This is a genomic window from Bradyrhizobium sp. NBAIM08 (genome assembly GCF_020193935.1).
Taxonomy (GTDB): Bacteria; Pseudomonadota; Alphaproteobacteria; order Rhizobiales; family Xanthobacteraceae; genus Bradyrhizobium; species Bradyrhizobium yuanmingense.
In genome coordinates this window covers 1-417 of sequence record NZ_JADYVR010000748.1, presented here as the reverse complement: position 1 = coordinate 417, position 417 = coordinate 1, and the positions used below count along the sequence as shown (strand labels likewise).

At 66.7% G+C, this 417-nt stretch carries 1 protein-coding gene; it reads right to left on the bottom strand.

The features are described from left to right. Window positions 1-179, bottom strand: a 179-nt coding sequence (locus I6F37_RS41880; RefSeq protein WP_225154655.1) for an AMP-binding protein, incomplete at its 3' end; no start/stop codon positions are given. Between the last annotated feature and the right edge of the window lie 238 nt (window positions 180-417).

Here is a 417-nt window from a genome sequence, read left to right as displayed (position 1 = left end):
TCGTTGTTCTCCATGAAGATCGACATGTGGTCGAGGCGTCGCAGACCGTACGAGCGAAGCAGGTGGGCCAGCCGGTTGGCGCGGGCCTCGAAGTCGCGGTAGCTCACGGACTCCCCCGTCGACGCCATCACGAACGCAGCCCGGTCAGGATGCAGTTGGGCGTAAGCACCTGGATACATCTCAGCCCCCAGCTGGTCGGCAGCGCGCGGCGGCGCTGTTCGACCGCAACCTAGTCGGCCACACCGACGTGAAGGATTGATCCAGCAGGACCTCTGCTGACGGACGCGAGGGGAAGCGGGGCGACGTGGGCGTCCGGCGCGTTCGAGGGGCGGCCACCGTCCCGCTGCCGACGAGCGGGACGGTCCTGCGTCGGGCTGACAGGATTTGAACTGCTTAATCGGCCCTCTGCCTGATGAC